This window comes from Vibrio coralliilyticus, from assembly GCF_024449095.1.
Lineage (GTDB): Bacteria > Pseudomonadota > Gammaproteobacteria > Enterobacterales > Vibrionaceae > Vibrio > Vibrio coralliilyticus_A.
Genome location: NZ_CP024627.1, coordinates 2,612,780 through 2,632,867, shown reverse-complemented (window position 1 = coordinate 2,632,867; position 20,088 = coordinate 2,612,780). Strand labels below are relative to the sequence as shown.

Annotated in this window: 17 protein-coding genes; 13 read left to right on the top strand and 4 right to left on the bottom strand. The window is 44.4% G+C overall.

Going from position 1 to position 20,088, the window contains the following annotated elements:
• The first annotated feature begins 350 nt into the window (after window positions 1–350).
• The 4 genes from mnmL (at window position 351) to CTT30_RS12415 (ending at window position 5,982) form a co-directional block, all read left to right on the top strand.
• Window positions 351–1,310: a tRNA modification radical SAM protein MnmL/YtqA gene (gene mnmL, locus CTT30_RS12430; protein ID WP_252035290.1), complete on the top strand. Its 960-nt coding sequence runs from the start codon at window positions 351–353 to the stop codon at window positions 1,308–1,310.
• Window positions 1,311–1,360: 50 nt separating this feature from the next.
• Complete coding sequence (locus CTT30_RS12425; RefSeq protein ID WP_252035289.1) at window positions 1,361–3,109, top strand: GGDEF domain-containing protein; 1,749 nt, start codon at window positions 1,361–1,363, stop codon at window positions 3,107–3,109.
• An 81-nt stretch (window positions 3,110–3,190) separates the two neighbouring features.
• Window positions 3,191–5,530 carry an aerobic respiration two-component sensor histidine kinase ArcB gene (arcB, locus tag CTT30_RS12420; RefSeq protein ID WP_252035288.1) on the top strand — a complete coding sequence of 780 codons (2,340 nt, stop codon included), beginning with the start codon at window positions 3,191–3,193 and terminating at the stop codon, window positions 5,528–5,530.
• Window positions 5,531–5,535: 5 nt separating this feature from the next.
• Entirely contained in the window at window positions 5,536–5,982 is a 447-nt protein-coding gene (locus CTT30_RS12415) for a hypothetical protein (protein ID WP_239865147.1), read from the top strand.
• Between the two features lie 157 nt (window positions 5,983–6,139).
• Here the strand turns inward: CTT30_RS12415 and tolC are convergent, their stop codons facing one another.
• Window positions 6,140–7,465 carry an outer membrane channel protein TolC gene (tolC, locus tag CTT30_RS12410; protein ID WP_252035287.1) on the bottom strand — a complete coding sequence of 442 codons (1,326 nt, stop codon included), beginning with the start codon at window positions 7,463–7,465 and terminating at the stop codon, window positions 6,140–6,142.
• Window positions 7,466–7,698: 233 nt separating this feature from the next.
• Here tolC and nudF point away from each other — a divergent pair, with 233 nt between their 5' ends.
• The 6 genes from nudF to parC all read left to right on the top strand — a co-directional run bounded on the left by nudF (window position 7,699) and on the right by parC (window position 14,562).
• Complete coding sequence (gene nudF, locus CTT30_RS12405; protein ID WP_252035286.1) at window positions 7,699–8,328, top strand: ADP-ribose diphosphatase; 630 nt, start codon at window positions 7,699–7,701, stop codon at window positions 8,326–8,328.
• Window positions 8,316–8,756, top strand: coding sequence for a DUF1249 family protein (locus CTT30_RS12400; RefSeq protein ID WP_239837735.1), 441 nt, complete (start codon window positions 8,316–8,318; stop codon window positions 8,754–8,756). Before nudF ends, CTT30_RS12400 begins: the two co-directional genes overlap by 13 nt.
• A gap of 9 nt (window positions 8,757–8,765) precedes the next feature.
• Window positions 8,766–9,584 (top strand): 3',5'-cyclic-AMP phosphodiesterase, encoded by an 819-nt coding sequence (gene cpdA / locus CTT30_RS12395; RefSeq protein WP_239837734.1) that lies wholly within the window; start codon window positions 8,766–8,768, stop codon window positions 9,582–9,584.
• A 28-nt stretch (window positions 9,585–9,612) separates the two neighbouring features.
• Window positions 9,613–10,194 carry an esterase YqiA gene (yqiA, locus tag CTT30_RS12390; RefSeq protein ID WP_239837733.1) on the top strand — a complete coding sequence of 194 codons (582 nt, stop codon included), beginning with the start codon at window positions 9,613–9,615 and terminating at the stop codon, window positions 10,192–10,194.
• Between the two features lie 213 nt (window positions 10,195–10,407).
• Window positions 10,408–12,288 (top strand): DNA topoisomerase IV subunit B, encoded by a 1,881-nt coding sequence (gene parE / locus CTT30_RS12385; protein ID WP_239875183.1) that lies wholly within the window; start codon window positions 10,408–10,410, stop codon window positions 12,286–12,288.
• Window positions 12,289–12,291: 3 nt separating this feature from the next.
• Window positions 12,292–14,562 carry a DNA topoisomerase IV subunit A gene (gene parC, locus CTT30_RS12380; protein ID WP_252035285.1) on the top strand — a complete coding sequence of 757 codons (2,271 nt, stop codon included), beginning with the start codon at window positions 12,292–12,294 and terminating at the stop codon, window positions 14,560–14,562.
• A 46-nt stretch (window positions 14,563–14,608) separates the two neighbouring features.
• Here parC and degS read toward each other — a convergent pair whose 3' ends face one another.
• The 3 genes from degS to zapG form a co-directional block, all read right to left on the bottom strand.
• Window positions 14,609–15,676 (bottom strand): outer membrane-stress sensor serine endopeptidase DegS, encoded by a 1,068-nt coding sequence (gene degS / locus CTT30_RS12375; protein ID WP_239865142.1) that lies wholly within the window; start codon window positions 15,674–15,676, stop codon window positions 14,609–14,611.
• A gap of 114 nt (window positions 15,677–15,790) precedes the next feature.
• Complete coding sequence (locus CTT30_RS12370) at window positions 15,791–17,158, bottom strand: DegQ family serine endoprotease (protein ID WP_239875186.1); 1,368 nt, start codon at window positions 17,156–17,158, stop codon at window positions 15,791–15,793.
• Between the two features lie 127 nt (window positions 17,159–17,285).
• Window positions 17,286–17,741, bottom strand: a complete 456-nt coding sequence (gene zapG, locus CTT30_RS12365; protein ID WP_252035284.1) for a Z-ring associated protein ZapG — start codon at window positions 17,739–17,741, stop codon at window positions 17,286–17,288.
• A 152-nt stretch (window positions 17,742–17,893) separates the two neighbouring features.
• On the opposite strand from zapG, the gene zapE reads away from it, so the two are divergent.
• The 3 genes from zapE (at window position 17,894) to rpsI (ending at window position 20,064) form a co-directional block, all read left to right on the top strand.
• Window positions 17,894–18,997 carry a cell division protein ZapE gene (zapE, locus tag CTT30_RS12360; RefSeq protein WP_252035283.1) on the top strand — a complete coding sequence of 368 codons (1,104 nt, stop codon included), beginning with the start codon at window positions 17,894–17,896 and terminating at the stop codon, window positions 18,995–18,997.
• Between the two features lie 230 nt (window positions 18,998–19,227).
• On the top strand, window positions 19,228–19,656 hold the full coding sequence (rplM, locus tag CTT30_RS12355) for a 50S ribosomal protein L13 (RefSeq protein WP_006877363.1): 429 nt from the start codon (window positions 19,228–19,230) through the stop codon (window positions 19,654–19,656).
• A 15-nt stretch (window positions 19,657–19,671) separates the two neighbouring features.
• Window positions 19,672–20,064: a 30S ribosomal protein S9 gene (gene rpsI / locus CTT30_RS12350; protein ID WP_005436094.1), complete on the top strand. Its 393-nt coding sequence runs from the start codon at window positions 19,672–19,674 to the stop codon at window positions 20,062–20,064.
• The last annotated feature ends 24 nt before the right edge of the window (window positions 20,065–20,088 follow it).

The following is a 20,088-nucleotide window of genomic DNA, read 5'->3' as shown; positions in this document are numbered from 1 at the left end:
TTTAGTGATTTATATAGGTGGGAGTTGGAAAACACCGACGTTTTAGTAAATGATTGTGTAATTAAATACACAAATAAAACTAAAATCTGAAATTATCCTACAATTTTGTCCAGCTTAATTGCAATCAAAATTCGAGGAAGTCGAGTAGTTTTTTAGGTCCTGTTATTGTATTTATGTTTAACTTTTGCTTAACAATTGCTTTTTGTGCTTAATTTTATGCATTTTTATTGATTTTAGATAAAGCTTAGCTGTTTTAAATCTTTAAATTCTGACCTGTTAATTTTTCATTGTTGTAATTTAATTACACAAATCGAAATGATAGTTATTCCTATTTGGTGTGTAAGAGAAATATGCAGCTACATGAGATGGTCAATACGATTGGGCAAGATCTACAGCGACGATATGGAGAGAAGGTCCATAAACTGACACTGCATGGCGGTTTCAGTTGCCCAAATAGAGATGGCATGATAGGCAGAGGTGGATGTACATTCTGCAATGTTGCTTCATTTGCTGATGAAAAAAGCCAGATTAAGAGTATTGGTGAGCAACTGAATGATCGTGCCAATGAAGTTCGCAGAGCGAAGAAGTACTTAGCGTATTTTCAAGCTTACACCAGCACTTATGCAGAAGTGCAAGTGCTGAAAAGTATGTATGAGCAGGCCTTGAAAACAGCCGACATAGTTGGGCTTTGTGTCGGGACAAGGCCTGATTGTGTGCCAGATGCCGTGTTAGATCTTTTGTCTGGTTATGCTCAACAAGGTTATGAAATTTGGTTGGAGCTGGGCCTGCAAACTGCTAATAATGAGACTCTGAAACGTATTAATCGTGGTCATGACTTCGAGTGTTACGCTGAAATTACTCACCGTGCGCGGGCTATGGGTATTAAAGTGTGCACTCACCTGATAGTTGGCCTACCAAAGGAGACTCATGAGGACAATCTGAGCACGCTGAGTAAAGTGCTAGAGGTAGGGACCGATGGTATTAAGCTTCATAGTCTGCATATTGTTGAAGGGAGTACTATGGCTAAAGCTTGGAAAGCGGGCAGATTGGATGCGCCATCATTAGAACAATACGTTGAAACCGCAAGTGCGATGATTCGGATGACACCTCCAGAGATTGTCTTTCATCGAGTGTCGTCTGCGGCCCGTCGACCTACTTTGCTTGCACCTTTGTGGTGTGAGAATCGTTGGCTAGCGATGACAGAGCTTGAACAGACACTTCAACGTGATGGTGCACAAGGTTCGTTAATTAATCAGCCGTTTGTATATATAAAACCATTAATAAATACAGAAAAATCAGCAATAAGCTGATATCTTTTGTAACCTTAGTATTAGGTTGCAGATGGACATAGAGTATTAGAATGGAGCAGGTACTTTACTGGCTATGGGATGTTTCCCGTGGACATGGTTTTAGCCTTGTCGTCATCCTGCTCTTCGTTATTTTATCCTCAGTGCTCTATTCGCGATTGCAAAAGCATATCGAGTTGCTGTTTCAGGATACCCCCACAGCCTTGATTCTCGTCGAGGCTCAGTCAGGAAAGTTGCTTCTATCCAATAAGAGTGCCATGCAGTTGCTTGCTATTCGACGCATGGGGAAATCGTTTCTTCTACCTGATACTGTTTCACGAGAATTCTTACTATCGACAATTAACCAGTTTGCAGGAAATGGATTTAAGAGTTTTCCCATTGAATGGAGTGTTTCGAGAAATACGCGTATTAAAGTAGAGATGACTGGGCGTAAGACTGTCTATCGAGGACGTGCATCTTGGTTACTCTATTTATCACCTCACCAAGCTTCTCACGAGGAAATGGCACGTGAGATTCAATCTCTTTCCATCGCCAAAAGTGCGTTAAATAACCTTTCAGAACTGGTGTTTATCAAGAATAACCAAGGTGAGTTGATTTTTACTAATCGAGCATTTGAACGTTTTTGGGATGGACGTGAACAGGAAGGCAGCGCTGATATTAAAGGTGTCGTTAAAGGGCGAGCGAATAAACGGCGCTGGACTGCAGACTGCGATGGGCGAAGTTGCCTCCTCGAAACCTATCAGAATATCTTGCTTTCCTCTACGGGAGAAAAAATGGGCAGCATAGGTATCAGCCATGACGTAACGGACTGGCATAATATGCAGCAAAGCCTTCGTGATGAGATGGATAAACGTCGCGATACTGAAGTGGCTTTGGCGCAACGCGATACCATTTTACAGAATATTCTTGAGTCTAGCCCAGATGCTATCGGTATCTTTAACGAGAACATGGTCTACCAAGCCTGTAACCTACCTTTTGTACGCGCCCTCGGCATTTCTGAGGTGGATGAGCTCATTGGTAAGCGGCTTCAAGATATCATCCCAGATGATGTCTATAGCCGTTTGTCTGAAACGGATCAGAAGGTTTTATATGAAGGGAAATCATTACGTTACATCGATAAAGCGATCAATAGTAATGGAGAGTTTACTTGGTATGATGTCGTGAAATCGCCGTTTCGTGATCCCGCTTCTGGCACTAATGGTGTATTGATCATGGCGAGAGATGTCTCGGATCGTTATCTTGCGGCACAAAAACTGGAAGAGGCCAATCAAGAGCTAGAGAGGTTGAGTTTTCTTGACAGCTTGACGCAAATTTCCAATCGACGTCGATTTGATGAGCAACTCGCTATTTTATGGCCTTTACATATTCGAGAGCGTCAGCCGCTGAGCGTTCTCCTGTGTGATATCGATTATTTCAAAGGCTTCAATGATTATTACGGTCACCAAGCTGGTGATGACGCTCTGGTTCGAGTGGCTGAGGTGTTTAAATCAGTGCTATCTCGAAATAGTGATTGTGTGGCTCGATATGGCGGGGAAGAGTTTGGCTTCATTTTGCCTAACACAACCGTTGAAGGTGCGTGGCAGATTGCTGAAAAAATCCACCAAGAGGTGAAACGGCTGGGGTTAGAACATGCAGCCTCTGAAGTCTCTTCGAGTCTGACCGTAAGTATTGGGGTTGCCACGCTTGTCCCTAATCCTATGGATAACAGAGAAAGCTTGATTGCGTTGGCAGACAGTGCCCTGTATCAGGCGAAAGCAAACGGGCGTAATCAAACTTGTGTCCATCACACATCAGAAAATTAACTTCTCCAGATTTTAGGTTCTCTTAGCCGTGGGTAGTGAAAACAGGTAGTATTTACCTAGTCTTATCGTACGGAGCGCCCAATGAAACCTATAAAGAATCTCGCTCAGTATTATGTCGATCTTCTGGTCAAGCTTGGCATTTTGCGTTTCTCTATTTTACTCGCTTTAGCGCTGGTTGCCTTGGCTGTTGTGGTTCAGGTTGGCATCACCTTAGTGTTGAGCGGACATGTGGATGACATTGATATTGTTCGCTCAGTGTTTTTTGGTCTGCTAATCACGCCTTGGGCTGTGTATTTCTTATCTGTGGTCGTCGACCAACTTGAGGAATCACGCCAGCGTTTATCAAAGCTCGTATCTAAGCTCAAAGATATGCGTTCTCGAGATCAAGAACTGAACCATAAGTTACAGCAGAATATTGCTAAGCTGAATCAGGAAATTGAAGAGCGGATTAAAGCTGAGGAAGCCCGTGAAGAAGCGATGAAAGATCTCGAAAACGAAGTCTACCAACGTGAGCGTACGCAGCTGGAATTGGCGGAAAGAACCGCACTTCTACGTTCATTTATTGATGCGTCTCCGGATCTTATTTATTACCGCAATGCTGAAGGGGTATTTTCCGGTTGTAACCGGGCCATGGAAGAACTAACGGGTAAAAAAGAAAATCAGCTGGTGGGACTCACACCTTGGGATGTCTACAGCAAAGAAGTGGCTCAACAGATTGTTGATACGGACGAAAAGGTGTTTGCGGATAACCAAGCCTTGACTTACGAGCAGTGGCTGGAATACCCAGACGGCCGTAAAAATTACTTTGAGCTACGCAAAGTTCCTTTTTATAGCAAGGATGGCCGCCATCTTGGGTTAGTCGGTTTCGGGCGTGATATTACTGAGCGAAAACGTCACGAGGAATCATTGAAGAAAGCAAGCCGAGATAAGACGACTTTCATTTCAACCATCAGTCATGAGCTACGTACCCCACTAAACGGCATCGTTGGTTTGAGCCGTATGTTGCTTGATACGCCATTAACGGATGAGCAACGAAACCATATGCAGACCATCAATGTCAGTGCGATTACCCTAGGTAATATTTTCAACGACATTATTGATATGGATAAGTTTGACCGTCGCAAGTTAGAGCTGTTCCCATCTCCACTGAACTTTGAGGAATTTGTGGCTGAAATGGAGAGTATTTCTGCCCTTATGGCCTCCCAAAAAGGTTTACGTTTTGATCTAGAGCGTTTAAGCGAACTTCCAACAGCAATAGAAGTCGATGCAACCCGTTTGCGACAGGTACTGTGGAACCTGATCAGTAATGCTATGAAGTTCACCAAAGAGGGGGGCGTTGTGATGACCGTCGATGCAGAAATCGATGGTGAGCTTGCCAATATCACCATGGAAATTGAAGATAGTGGTATTGGTATTCCGGAATCTGAGCTTGAGAAGATCTTTGCGATGTACTACCAGGTTAAATCCGGTAAGGATAACCTTCACGCAGTTGGCACAGGCATTGGTTTAGCGGTATCTAAACAACTCATTAAAATGATGGATGGAGATATTACCGTCAGTAGTGAGGAAGGGTTTGGCAGTACTTTTACGGTGACCATACGTGTTCCTCTTTCTGCTCACGAGCAGCCACTTGAAAGCGAGCCAACGGAGCGTAAAGAGCTCAATATCTTTATGGTCGAAGATATTGAACTCAATATTACTGTAGCGCGTTCGCTCCTAGAGAGTATGGGGCATGAGGTTAGTGTGGCCATGACCGGACAGGATGCGATTGAGATGTTTGATCCGGAAATTTATGATCTGGCATTCTTGGATATCCAACTTCCAGATATGACAGGTTTTGATGTTGCTGATTTTTATCGTAAAACCTATAAAGATTTGCCGCCATTGGTCGCCCTTACTGCTAATGTACTGAAGAACAAAAATGAATACTTGGAAAAGGGCATGGACGATGCGATCAGCAAGCCTCTATCCGTGACGGCTGTTCAGGAAGTTATCGCGAAATTTACCTCCGATGAAGAGTATCAACAGCCACTGACGATTGAAGAGCCAGTTGTGGTGGAAAGTAACGACTTATACAGCCGGGTGTTGGATTTGGAGATGCTGGAGTCTTATGTCGGTATAGTGGGATCTCAACCGGTACTGGATAGTATCGAGATGTTTGAAAATATGATGCCAGAGTATGTCGAAGTGCTTAATTCTAATATGACGGCGAAACATCAAGACGGTATTGTTTCTGAAGCCCATAAGATTAAAGGTGCGGCTGGTTCTATTGGTCTTAAACATATTCAGAAAGTCGCACAAAAAGCTCAGTCTCCTGATTTGCCAGCATGGTGGGAAAACATAGATGATTGGGTTGAAGAAATAAAAAATGAATATCAGAATGATATTCAAACTCTCAAAGAGTGGTTGGCTCAAAGGTGATAACAATGAAAAAATATGCAGTAGTGGTGTTGGGAGCTGTGCTGCTAGCTGGCTGTGCATCGACTCCAGTGGGTTGGGAGCAGGATGAACAGGTTGCTATTGAAGGGGCTACGGTTCGGCTAAAAAGTAATTTATGGCTAAACAAAATGCCTACCTTAGGAGAAGTTCAGGACCAAACGCTCCATGGCGCGCTCTACCTAGAATCGGATAAAATACTACCTGCCACTTTGGAAGTGGACAGTATTTCTATTAAGCAAGGTGAAGAAAGTTGGGTTATCGATGGTGATTTACTGGATTTACGTACTCACAATCAAAGCCGTTGGGAAGTGGCATTTGTGTGGCAATTCGCGGTAGAGACAGAAAAACCAGTCGATGTCGCCTTAATGCTTAAGAATGGTGACAAGGTCGAGTGGCTGGTAGAAAAAGATGTTGTTATAGATACGGTGTACTAGTTTTTGAGATAGGCAAGAACTAAAAAAAGGTTGATGCGAAAGCATCAACCTTTTTACTTTTCCGTGTTAGCTGTTAGCTGTTAGCTGTTAGCTGTTAGCTGTTAGCTGTTAGCTGTTAGCTGTTAGCTGTTAGCTGTTAGCTGTTAGCTGTTAGCTGTTAGCTGTTAGCTGGAGCTTCTTTCAGACCAGCATTGATATCTAGGATATCTTGCTCGCTTAACGTGCCGACTGCTTGACGAAGCTGCAACACACTTAGGATGTAATCGTAACGTGCGTTAGAAAGGTTCTTGTTTGCATCGTACAAGTTACGAGTTGAGTCAAGAACGTCTACGATAGTACGGGTACCTACATCAAAGCCCGCTTCAGTGGCTTCTAACGCTGAACGAGCCGACACTACGGTCTGTTCATAAGCGCGTAGTGCACCAATCGAAGCACTGATGTTGTTATTAAAGGCACGAACGTCTTTCACCACGCTGCGGTAAGTCGCTTCTAAATCTTGGCTTGCCGCTACGTAATCAAATTCCGCTTGCTTAGTCAGAGAGGTTGTTGAGCCACCGCTATAAATTGGCACAGACAGATTTAGCCCAACATTGAAATTGTCCGAGTCATAATCACTTGAACTGGATGTACTGTTCTTTTGTTCGGCCAATGTATAGCCGCCATCTAAAGTCAATGAAGGAAGGTGGCCTGAGCTCTGCAGAGAAATATTATCTTTAGCGATGTCTTGGGCGATGCGTGAAGAAAGTAAGTTTAGGTTCTTCTCTTGGGCCTCTTTAACTAGAGAGTCTACTGGCGATTGAATCTTGGTCGCAGAGAAACGGTCAATATCTAATACATTGAGATCATCATGCTCTATGCCCGTGATTTCGCGTAAACCTTCGTAGCTGTTGATCAAACTGTTTTCGGCCAGCACTTCATCTGCTAAAACAGTATCGTACTGTGCTTGTGCATCATGGACGTCTGTAATCGCAGAAAGTCCTACTTCAAAACGCTGTTTGGTTTGTTCTAGTTGACGACCCACAGCCGCTTTCTCTGCTTGGACAAAAGCCAGGTTATCTTGCGCTTTTAACACTTCAAAATAGGCGGTAGCGACGCGAAGAATAAGATCTTGCTGAGCAGCCGCATAGGTTGCATCCGCCTGGCGTGCCGTTTTCTCCGCTGTATCTAGAGTGAGCCAGCTAGAACGTTTATACAACTCTTGAGTAAAACCTAGTTTAGCTGTCCAAGTATCCTTGTCATTGTCTGCGTCATTGTACTCACCGCGATCAAAGTCGTAGCTTGCTGTCAGATCAATTTGAGGGAGTAAAGTGGCACGGCTAGAAGTCACCGCTTCAAATGCAGAGTCGCGGGTAGCAGCTGCGCTAAGTAATGTTGGGTCGTTTTCTTTTGCTTGATTGTAAATTTCCGTCAGTGTGTCAGCAAAAGCGTTGGTGCTTAAGCTGCCAAGTGCTGCACTGATAAATAGTGGAAGCAGTTTTTTCATAGGTCCTATTCCTGCCAAAATATGAAAAAGGTGACTGAGCGAGAGTTTAACTCATACTGATGCTAATTCACGCAAAACTTTGCAAATTTTTACACTTAACTATCCACCTGTGCAATATACTTGATTCGCAGATTTAACTCAGAATATAAAAATTGTATAAAAAGTTGAGCCATGTCCTTGGAAGTTAAGCTTCTGTCTGAGTAAACTATAAGATTCACTCACTGAGGTGCCAAATGCAACTATCTGATAGTCAACAAAGTGAATTTACTCCACAAGATGTAGAAATCCTCTCAAAAGAGACACTATTTAAGGGCTTTTTTAGGATGATTAAGTATCGCTTTCGACATAAGTTGTTTGAAGGTGGCTGGAGTGAGGTTATTGAGCGTGAAATGTTCGAGCGAGGGCACGCTGCGGCGTTACTGCCTTATGATCCAGTAACGGATCAGGTTGTATTGATTGAACAGATTCGTGTCGGTGCGCTGGAACATGATCACCCTTGGCAATTTGAAATTGTGGCGGGGGTGATTGATACCAATGAATCTTCAGAGCAGGTTGTGCGTCGCGAAGCGGTTGAGGAAGCGGGGATCTCCGTTGACTATGTAACCAAGGTGACGTCTTATTACCCTTCTTCTGGTGGTTGCTCCGAGAAACTGGATGTTTACGTTGGGAAAGTGGATGCATCCACCGCTCAAGGCGTTCATGGTTTAGACTATGAAGGTGAGGATATTCGAGTTCATGTGGTCAGTCGTGAGACCGCCTATCAATGGGTCACAAACGGAAAATTTGAAAATGGCGCTTCGATTATTGCACTGCAATGGTTGCAGCTGAATTACCAAACGCTAAGAGAACAATGGCACAAGTAGCAGTAAAAAAGCCGTATCACGTTGATTTATCAGAATTGATGCGGACTTATGAAACCAATTACGCCAAATTAAATGCTTTGCTTCCAAGTAGAGCAAAGGTTGGTAATGTGCGCTGCTATCAGGCTGCTAACATGACATATCAAATTCAAGTGGTCGAAGTCACAAAGTACACAACTTTGGTCGATATTTGTCAAAGTGATGATATCCCGGTGTTTCCATTGCCAAAAATGTCTGTCAGGCTCTACCACGATGCTCGCGTAGCAGAGGTGTGTGAGTGTGAGCATTTAAAACGAGTGAATGCTCGATACGAATACCCCAATGACAAAATGGTTCAGCAAGATGAAAAAGTGCAACTGAACCGTTTTTTGGGTGATTGGTTATCTTTTTGTTTAAGGCATGGTATTAGCCGGACGCCGCTCAATATTTAGGTTTTAGTTTTGAAAGTAACGTCGAGCTCATCAGATGGTCGCATCAGGCTGCTTCAAATTACAGATACTCATCTGTTTGAAGCAGCAGATGGAAGCCTATTGAGTGTGAATACAGGTGACAGCTTTAAGGCTGTTGTTGAAGCTATTGTCGAAGAAAATCCTGCCTATGACGCTGTTTTGGCGACAGGGGATATTTCACAGGATCATAGCGAAGCGTCATATCATCGTTTTGAGCAAGGTATTGTACCGCTCAAGAAAACCTGTTTTTGGCTCCCTGGCAATCATGATTTTAAACCGAGCATGACCTCGGTGATTCCTTCTCCACAGATTCAGCAAATTGAGCATGTACTGCTTGGTGAAACATGGCAGATGATTATGCTTGACTCTCAAGTTGTGGGAGTGCCTCATGGTCGTTTGAGCGATAAGCAATTTGCACTGCTGGAAGAAAAATTAGTTCAGTATCCAGAACGTCACGCTTTGATCCTATTGCATCACCATCCCATGCTTGTGGGCAGTGCTTGGTTAGACCAACATTCTTTGAAAGATTCAGAGGATTTTTGGCAATTGGTCGATCAGCATAATAATGTCAAAGCAGTCCTGTGTGGCCATGTGCACCAAGACATGAATGTGATGAGAAATGAAGTGCGGGTTATGGCCACGCCTTCAACCTGTGTACAATTTAAACCCAACTCAGATGACTTTGCTTTGGATAACCAGTCTCCGGGGTGGCGTGAATTATTGCTCCACGATGATGGAAATGTGACTACCGAAGTGAAACGTCTACCCGCAGGTAGGTTCCAACCTGACTTTAACTCAACGGGTTATTAACCTTGAGCTCACCTGATTAAGGACCATTATGCAACCTTCATTACTGCTTTATATTCATGGTTTTAACAGTTCTCCTTTGTCTCATAAAGCTAATGTTATGAAGGAGTATTGCCAGCAATATCGTCCTGATATTAAGGTTGTTGTTCCTCAATTACCTTGTTTTCCCAAGCAAGCTGCAGAATGTTTGCTGGACATTATTGAAACGCACCTTAACGATTATCAAATTGGCTTGGTGGGCAGTTCGCTGGGTGGGTATATGTCCATGTGGCTCAATGCTCAATTTGGTTTTAGAGCAGTGGTGGTTAACCCTGCGGTGAAACCTTATGAGTTACTTTCTGACTATTTAGGCGAGCAGGAAAACCCCTACACACAGCAACGCTATGTTTTAAAAGACACCCATATTGATGAATTAAAAGTGTTGGATACGCCAGTCATCAAACAACCGGAAGATTTCTGGCTTTTACAACAAACAGAAGACGAGGTGTTGGATTATCGTCAGGCGGTTGAAAAGTTTAGCGGAGCTAAACAAACCGTTGAACAGGGAGGAGATCATAGTTTTGTCGACTTTGAACGCTACCCTAAGCATATCATTGAGTTTCTCCAGCTATAGGCTCATTGAGGGAAAAGTCATAATTTTAGTGGTTACTTAGTTATCTCACTTGACATCATTCCCTCTCTTCCAGACTATGTTTCCCTTGTACTGAGCTGGATGTGAAACGACGAGAGTTTGGTCGTTTTTGCTACTTTTTAGACTAATTAATAAAAAGAACAAAAGCTTACCTGCTCAGTAACCCATTTATTTTCTATAACGATATTCCGTATTATGACTGAACAATATAATGCTGGAGCCATTGAGGTTCTTAATGGTTTGGAGCCTGTACGTCGCCGACCAGGGATGTATACGGATACAGCGCGCCCTAACCACTTGGGACAAGAAGTCATCGACAACAGTGTCGATGAAGCGCTAGCCGGACACGCTTCAAAAGTTCAAGTAATTCTGCATGCCGATCAATCTCTGGAAGTGATCGATGATGGCCGAGGCATGCCTGTTGATATTCACCCGGAAGAGAAAGTCTCCGGCGTTGAACTTATTCTGTGTAAACTCCACGCGGGTGGTAAGTTTTCCAATAAAAACTATCAATTCTCTGGTGGTCTTCACGGTGTAGGTATTTCGGTTGTAAATGCCTTATCAAAACGTGTTGAAGTAACGGTACGTCGTGAAGGACAAGTGTATGAAATTGCATTTGAGCACGGCGATAAAGTATCTGACTTAACGGTCACAGGCACTTGTGGACGTCGTAACAAAGGTACCAGTGTTCACTTCTGGCCTGATGCTAAATATTTTGATTCTGCCAATTTCTCCGTCACTCGTTTGGTGAATAACTTACGAGCTAAAGCGGTACTTTGCCCAGGGTTAGAAATCACTTTCTCTGATAAAGTGAACGGTAACGAACACAAATGGCTGTACGAAGATGGACTGAAAGACTATCTAGCAGAAGGTGTGAAAGGTTATACCGTCTTGCCTGAAGAGCCGTTTACTGGAGAATTCTCTGCGGAGACCGAGGCGGCTAACTGGGCGGTGATTTGGCAGCCGGAAGGTGGTGAGATGATCACCGAAAGCTACGTAAACCTGATCCCGACAGCTCAAGGCGGCACCCACGTAAATGGATTGCGCCAAGGCTTGCTTGATGCGATGCGAGAGTTTTGTGAGTTCCGTAACCTGCTTCCTCGTGGTGTTAAGCTCACGGGGGACGATGTCTTTGACCGCTGTTCCTACGTATTGTCGGTTAAGATGCAAGACCCTCAATTTGCCGGTCAAACCAAAGAACGTCTGTCTTCGCGTCAAACCGCTGCCTTTGTTTCTGGCGTGGTAAAGGATGCGTTTAGCTTATGGCTGAATGAGAAGCCGCAACTGGCTGAACAGCTGGCAGAAGTTTGTATTGCCAATGCACATCGGCGAATGCGTGCAAGTAAAAAAGTGGTACGTAAAAAAGTGGCTTCAGGGCCAGCCTTGCCGGGTAAATTAACGGACTGCTCAGTACAAGATCTAAACCGTACCGAAATCTTCTTTGTCGAGGGTGACTCGGCTGGTGGTTCAGCGAAGCAGGCTCGCGATCGAGAGTTTCAGGCTGTCATGCCGCTTCGCGGTAAAATTCTTAATACTTGGGAAGTGTCTGCTGACCAAGTATTAGCCTCTCAAGAAGTCCATGATATTTCGGTTGCGCTGGGTATTGACCCAGACAGTGATAACCTTGAAAGCTTACGTTACGGCAAGATCTGTATCTTGGCCGATGCCGACTCCGATGGACTACATATTGCAACATTGCTCTGTGCATTGTTTACCCGCCACTTCAGAGCTCTGGTAGAAGCGGGTCATATCTATGTGGCTATGCCACCACTCTATCGTATTGATTGTGGTAAAGAAGTCTTTTATGCCCTTGATGATGATGAGAAAGAAGGCATCTTAGAACGTTTGTCGAAGAAAAAAGCTAAGATCAATGTCCAGCGATTCAAAGGTTTGGGTGAAATGAATCCACTTCAGCTACGTGAAACGACTATGGATCCGAATACTCGCCGCTTGGTTCAGCTCACGATTGATGACTCTCAGGCAACCATGGAAATGATGGATATGCTACTTGGTAAGAAACGTGCTGATGACCGCCGTTCTTGGCTACAAAACAACGGGGATTTGGCAGAGGTTTAACGAATGTCTACGGAAATTACATACGATGGCGTTGAACAGTTGCCAATGCGCAAGTTCACTGAAGACGCTTATCTCAATTACTCGATGTACGTCATCATGGATCGCGCCTTGCCATACATTGGTGATGGCTTAAAGCCGGTTCAGCGACGAATCATTTATGCGATGTCAGAGCTGGGGCTCTCGGCAGCAGCAAAATACAAAAAATCCGCGCGCACGGTTGGCGATGTGTTGGGTAAATACCACCCTCACGGCGACTCCGCATGTTATGAAGCTATGGTGTTAATGGCTCAGCCGTTCTCTTATCGTTATCCATTGGTTGACGGTCAAGGTAACTGGGGTGCGCCGGATGATCCTAAATCATTCGCTGCGATGCGTTATACCGAAGCGAAATTGTCCAAGTTTGCAGAAGTTCTGCTTGGTGAACTTGGACAAGGAACCGTTGAATGGCAGCCGAACTTTGACGGTACGATGAAAGAGCCGCAAATGCTGCCAGCGCGACTGCCACATATTCTACTCAATGGCGTTACGGGTATCGCAGTAGGGATGGCGACCGATATTCCGCCACATAATGTGCGTGAAATTGCTGATGCCACTATCCATCTGATCGATCATCCTAAATCCGAACTGTCAGATGTGATGAACTTTGTTCAGGGGCCGGATTACCCAACGGAAGCTGAGATTATCTCGCCAAAAGCTGAGCTGGAAAAAATCTACCGCACTGGTCGCGGCAGTATCAAAATGCGCGCAGTATGGCATAAAGAAGGCAGTGATATTGTTATCACGGCACTGCCACATCAGGTATCGGGTGCCAAGTTACTTGAGCAAATTGCTAGCCAAATGCGAGCCAAGAAACTGCCAATGGTCGATGACCTACGTGACGAATCGGATCACGAAAACCCGACGCGTATTGTTGTGGTTCCTCGCTCAAATCGTATCGACTGTGATCAGTTGATGAACCACCTGTTTGCGTCGACGGATCTTGAAAAAAACTTCCGCGTTAATCTCAACATGATTGGCTTGGATAACCGTCCTCAGGTGAAAGGTCTGGTTCAGATCTTATCAGAGTGGATTGAGTTCCGCCGTGCGACCGTTCGCCGCCGTTTGCAGCATCGCTTGGACAAGGTCCTTGCACGTTTGCACATTTTAGAAGGTTTGTTGGTTGCTTACCTTAATTTGGATGAAGTGATAGAGATCATCCGTACGGAAGATGATCCCAAAGCAGTGCTGATGGCACGCTTCGGTATTACGGATATTCAGGCGGATGCGATTCTTGATACCAAACTTCGTCACCTTGCCAAGCTGGAAGAGATGAAGATCCGTGGTGAGCAGGAAGAGCTAGAAAAAGAACGCGAAAAGCTTGAACAGCTGCTAGGCTCTGAGCGTCGTCTGAATACGCTATTAAAGAAAGAAATCAAAGCGGATGCTGAAAAATACGGTGATGATCGCCGCTCTCCTCTTGTTGAGCGTGCGGAAGCCAAAGCCTTGACTGAGCGCGATCTTGTACCGAGCGAACCTATTACCGTTGTGCTTTCAGACAAAGGGTGGATCCGCCACGCGAAAGGTCATGATGTTGATGCTGAAGGACTGAATTACAAGTCGGGTGATAAGTACTTAGCCCATGCTCGCGGTAAGAGTAATCAGCAAGCCGTCTTCTTAGGCAGTGATGGTCGAAGCTACTCGTTAGAGTCACACTCATTGCCTTCAGCGAGAAGTCAAGGTGAGCCTATCACGGGACGTCTGAATATTAATGCAGGGACTAACATTCGCCATGTGGTGATGGGGGAAGAAGACCAGTTATGGTTGGTCGGTTCTGATGCCGGTTATGGCTTTGTGTGTAAAGGAAGTGATTTACTGTCGAAAAACCGCAGTGGTAAAGTACTAGTCACGTTGCCTCAAAATGCTGAGGTCTTGAGCCCGGATGCGATCCGTAGCCTGGACCAAGATGAGATTTTGGCTATTACCAATCAAGGGCGAATGTTGTTATTCCCTATCAAGGATTTACCTCAGTTAGGCAAAGGTAAGGGCAACAAGATCATTAATATTCCAGCGGCCAAAGCCAAAGAGCGGGAAGAAGTGGTTTCTCATCTGATGTCGTTACCTCAAGGGGCATCGGTGACGCTCTATGCCGGTAAACGTAAACTTGGCTTGAAGCCAAGCGACCTGGATAATTTCCGCGGTGAGCGTGGTCGTCGAGGTAGTTTGCTACCGAGAGGTTTACAGCGGGTAACCCGTATTGAAGTTGAAACTTCTACCACAGAAGAAGACAGCGAATAAAGAAAAATCCCATGCTATCGAGCATGGGATTTTTCTATCTAGGTTTTTAAATTTCTCGGGTATCTTCTGCGATCGTCACGCTAAGTGTTTGCTCTTTGCCCTTACGTAGGATGAGCACATCGACGGTTGTCCCCGGCCTCAACTCAGTGACAATATCCATTACGCTCTGGCGACCATTGATTTTTTGTCCATCAATTTTGAGAATAATATCCTGAGCCTGAAATCCTGCATCGGCGCCTGGTCCGTTAGGATCGACGCCTAACACGATAATCCCCCCTAAATGTTCATTCCCTAGTAAGCGGGAAGTGACGGAGTTGATGTCCTGACCATCAATACCGATATAACCTCGGATCACGCGACCATCGGCTATGATTTTTTGCATGATTTTATTGGCAAGAGCATAAGGGATAGCAAAAGAAATGCCGTAAGTTTCTAGTTCTGTTGCTTGCTGAAAGGATGCAGTGTTGATACCAACCAGTTCACCTCGTGTGTTAACCAATGCCCCACCAGAGTTGCCTTCATTGATGGCAGCATCAGTCTGAATAAAGGCTTGTCGTCCGCCGGCGCTGATGGAAGAGCGACCAGTTGCGGAGATAATGCCGAAAGTGGTTGTTTGGCCGAGGTTGTATGGGTTACCGATGGCGAGTACGACATCACCGACGGTTGGGGAATAGTTTGGATTGAGTGGTATGACAGGAAGATTACTACCTTCTACACGTAAAACCGCAATATCGGTTCGCTTATCAGTACCGACCAATTGAGCGGCAGCGACGCGCCCATCTTGCAGTGCTACTACCACCTGATCGGCTTGAGCAACAACATGATAGTTAGTGATGATATAGCCTTTGTCGCTAACAATAACCCCAGAGCCCAGCCCCTGGGTCAATAGCTTCGAACGATCATCCTCTTTGTACTTTCGGCTGTAAATGTTCACAACAGCAGGCGCAGCCTTATGTACTGCACTGTTAAATGAGATTTCTTGCGCCGAAGTAATACTGATTTCATCGCTCAGTGTCTGAGGGAGGATAGTAGAGCGTAGAGAAGGGATCGCCAATAGTAATAATGCTGCTGTTGCCAGCCCTAAACCTATTGAACGCAATAAGAATTGCAGCATATCTTCCTAACCACTCTAAATATCAGACAAGTGGCGAAAGGATAGCATTAGATGAGAAAATAATAAAAGGACGGCAGGAGATCCTACCGTCCTTTGACATTGAGCTCTCGTTTTTTAACGTACGACTAAATAAATAGTCCGTTCGCCACGTTGAATGTTCAGAGCCAATACACTTGGTTGCTTCTCAAGGACTTTTCTAAACTCAGCAAGGTTTTTGACTCGTTTACGGTTTACACCAATAATGATGTCACCTTTCGCGAGCTGATACGCTTCAGCTTTTGAGCCTTTCTCTACGCCGGCGACTTTAATGCCTTGTACTGGATCGCTTGAGGTTGTATTGGTGAGTTCTGCACCAGAAAGGCCGTCATGGAGTTTGTCGGCTGAGGCTTTGACATTTTGCTGCTCACCTAATGTCACATCAAAGTTTTCCTTCTTACCATCGCGGACCACTCCGAGCGAGATTTGTTTGCCTGCACCAAGTGTTGCAACTTTTGCGCGCAGTTCACTGAATGAATGAATGCTTTTGCCGTTGACGGATACAATGACATCACCCGCTTTGAGCCCTGCTTTATCTGCTGCACTGTCAGGCACCACTTGACTAACAAAAGCCCCTTTACTGGACTCATAGCCGAGTGCATCAGCAAGCTCTGAAGTAATTTCTCCACCTTGAACACCTAACATTCCGCGTTTAACTTCACCAAACTCAAGGATTTGTGCTGTTAGGTTGTTCATCATATTTGATGGAATGGCAAACCCAATACCAACATTACCGCCATTTGGCCCCAAAATAGCAGTATTGATACCAATCAACTCACCATTTAGGTTCACCAAAGCACCACCAGAGTTACCACTATTGATAGCGGCATCGGTTTGAATGAAGTTCTCGAAATTTTCAATGTTCAGGCCGCTGCGTCCTAGAGCGGAAACAATACCGGAGGTGACCGTTTGTCCAAGACCGAATGGATTACCGATCGCAACAGCAAAGTCACCGACCCGCAAGGCATCCGAATCTGCAATCTGAATTTCCGTGAGATTCTTGGCTTTTTCTAACTGCAGAAGCGCTACATCTGACATTTGGTCGCCGCCCACTAATTCAGCGTCATACTCTCTGCCATCGTGTAGCTTAACGCGAATTTTTTCAGCACCATTGATGACGTGATAGTTAGTCACGATGTAGCCTTTATCGGCGTTGATGATGACACCAGATCCAAGACCTCTAAATGGACGTTCCTGTAATTGCTCGGTTGGAAACTCTGGGCCGAAAAAGAAACGGAATTGTTCAGGGATGCGCTGCTTCGAGACTTGGGTACCTTCCACAGAGATGCTGACGACAGCAGGGGTAACCTTTTCCAACATTGGAGCCAAACTTGGCAATTGCTCTCCATCTACTGAAAGCGGCAGGGCAGCAGTGGCTGGTATGGGGGTGATGATTGAACTTAAGCTTAAAGATAGGACGGTTAAAGCAAGCAAAGGTTTTTTCATCTGATAACTCCTCGTTAAGTTAAGGCCTGAGATTTAATATTTGGTTAAAAAATAAGAAATCAATCGACGCTTATTGGAGTTTAAGACTAAAAAACCTTTATAAAGTTCAGCAAGTGAACAAATAGAGCTAAGAGGCTTTTGCTGTAACCACTTGTTCTGAGTTAAGAACTTCCTTTTTCTCTTCGGTCAGCATGCCTGTTGCGCCAGAGGCGTAATCTTTAGGTGCTTCATTGAGAATTAATGGTTGTTCAACTTCAGCTTGCATTTCTACTTTCGTTTGCTCTGCTACTTTTTTGTTGAATGGGTTATCCTGAATTGGAATATTTGGTAGCAATTCAGAAGATGTTTTGGTCATGTGCTGATAAAGCTTAGTGTATTCTTTGCCTAAAGAATCCAGCATTTCTGCAGTTTGGGCAAAATGATCGGCAAGATCTTGCTTTTGCTGCTCCAGCTCAAATTTAGCGTTATCTAAATCTTTTTGAATGGTCTTCTGTTTGCTATATCCCGGAGTGGTGATACGCGAGATGATGATTCCTAAAACAGCGCCTACAAGCAAACCTACAAGGGCATAAATCCAAGGCATATTCGCTCCTTATCATTGTTATTTAACATGTTTTTTACCGGTTGGTTACACATGTTCACCGGACATGTTACTATGAGAATTCGAGACGATAAAGAAAAATGCATGTGCTCTGCATAGCAGTTTCAATCCTTCTATAGCACGTGAGTGAAGCGATGACCCCATTAGAGATCTATACAAAAGATGTAAAAGAGCATGGCTTTCAACAAGATGAAGCCCAACTTCAAGCCGTGAAAGCTCTGGATAATCTCTACCATGAATTTGTTCAATATATAAATACCCCTGTTGAACCTGTCACCGGATGGAAAAGCTGGTTTGGCAAAAAAACACCTCAACCTATTGCTCCTAAAGGATTGTATTTTTGGGGGGGAGTAGGGCGTGGAAAAACCTACTTAATGGATACTTTTTTTGAAGCCCTTCCCTGCGACAAAAAAATGCGTGTCCACTTCCACCGATTTATGTATCGAGTGCATGACGAGTTGAATGCGCTTGGAGATATCAATGATCCATTGGAGCAGGTGGCTGATATCTTTAAGTCAGAAGCGGAAATCATATGTTTTGATGAGTTTTTCGTATCAGATATTACCGATGCAATGATTTTGGGAACTTTGTTTCAGGCTTTATTCAAGCGTGGTGTGATTTTAGTCGCCACATCCAATATTCCACCACAGGACTTGTATCGCAATGGCTTACAAAGAGCTCGTTTTTTGCCTGCGATTGATTTGATTCAGTCAAACTGTTTAGTGCTTAATGTTGATAGTGGCATTGACTACAGATTGAGAACGCTTGAACAAGCGGAAATTTATCATTTTCCTTTGGATGCTCAGGCCAATACCAATCTCTGTCATTACTTTGAACAATTGGTTGGTGAGCATAAGCAAGGTGCGAAAAGCATTGAAATCAATCATCGTCAGATAGAGGTATTGAATTCGTACGAAGGGGTGCTGCATGCTACCTTTGAGCAGTTGTGCCAGTCAGCCCGGAGTCAAAATGATTATATAGAGCTGTCACGTATCTACCACACCGTACTATTAGCCGACGTCCAGCAAATGGGAAAGTCTATTGATGATGCGGCTCGTCGTTTTATTGCTTTAGTGGATGAATTCTATGAGCGTCATGTCAAATTAATTATCTCAGCGACAGTTCCGTTAGAAGAGCTATATACCCAAGGACAATTGGAATTTGAATTTAAACGCTGTCAGTCTCGACTTATTGAAATGCAAAGCCATGATTATCTGGCGAAAGAGCATTTAGCATAAGGGGTTTGATGTTTCTATAAGGGAAGAAAAAAATTGATTTTTTTGCCTAAAAAGAGGTGATTTTTTCAACTGACTTCTCTATAATCCTGCGACCCACCGTTACTGCAGACCAGATCCTTACAGATCTAGGGTCGAGAGTGCCAACCACTCGAAGGGGTGATGAATGGGCTCTTAGTCAGTGGGAGCAATGCTCCTTAAGTGTAAATTTTAATAAACGGGTTATTATTAGCATGAAAACTTTCGTTGCTAAACCAGAAACTGTAAAACGCGACTGGTACGTTGTAGACGCTGAAGGTAAAACTCTTGGTCGTCTAGCAAGTGAAATTGCATCTCGCCTACGTGGCAAACATAAAGCTGAATACACTCCACACGTTGACACTGGTGATTACATCATCGTTGTAAACGCGGAGAAAGTTACTGTAACTGGTAACAAAGCTAAAGGTAAAATTTACTACCGTCACACTGAATTCCCTGGCGGCCTAAAATCAATCAGCTTCGAGAAGCTAATTGATCGTAAGCCAGAGATGGCGCTTGAGCTAGCGGTTAAAGGTATGCTACCACGTGGTCCTCTAGGCCGTGCTATGTACCGTAAGCTGAAAGTTTACGCGGGCGCTGAGCACAACCATGTTGCTCAACAACCACAAGTACTAGACATCTAATCGGGGATTTCGAAAATGGCAGAGAATCAATACTACGGCACTGGCCGTCGCAAAAGCTCAGCTGCACGTGTTTTCATTAAACCAGGCAGCGGCAACATCGTAATCAACAAGCGTAGTCTTGATGAGTACTTTGGTCGTCCAACTTCTCGTATGGTTGTTAAACAGCCTCTAGAGCTAGTTGAACTAACTGAAAAATTAGACCTATACGTTACTGTTAAAGGTGGCGGTATTTCAGGTCAAGCAGGTGCTATCCGTCACGGTATCACTCGCGCACTAATGGAATACGATGAGTCTCTACGTCCTACTCTACGTGCAGCTGGTTACGTTACTCGTGACGCTCGTTGCGTTGAACGTAAGAAAGTTGGTCTACGTAAAGCACGTCGTCGTCCACAGTTCTCTAAGCGTTAATCTTTTTTCGAAAAGATTGGCCTT